Annotated in this window: 1 rRNA gene; it reads right to left on the bottom strand. The window is 55.1% G+C overall.

Annotation, left to right across the window (positions count from 1 at the left end):
- Positions 1-15: 15 nt before the first annotated feature.
- Positions 16-267: ribosomal RNA gene (locus CBW22_RS23510) — 23S ribosomal RNA — on the bottom strand; the annotation flags it as partial.

Below are 267 nucleotides of genomic sequence, written 5' to 3'. Positions count from 1 at the left end.
CGCCTCTGGCGTTGTAAGGTTAAGCCTCACGGGTCATTAGTACCGGTTAGCTCAACGCATCGCTGCGCTTACACACCCGGCCTATCAACGTCGTCGTCTTCAACGTCCCTTCAGGACCCTTAAAGGGTCAGGGAGAACTCATCTCGGGGCAAGTTTCGTGCTTAGATGCTTTCAGCACTTATCTCTTCCGCACTTAGCTACCGGGCAGTGCCATTGGCATGACAACCCGAACACCAGCGGTGCGTTCACTCCGGTCCTCTCGTACTA

The organism is Pantoea sp. VS1, from assembly GCF_002207995.1.
Taxonomy (GTDB): Bacteria; Pseudomonadota; Gammaproteobacteria; order Enterobacterales; family Enterobacteriaceae; genus Pantoea; species Pantoea dispersa.
Note: the sequence above shows the minus strand (reverse complement) of the source record. Positions and strands in the feature narration are given on the sequence as shown.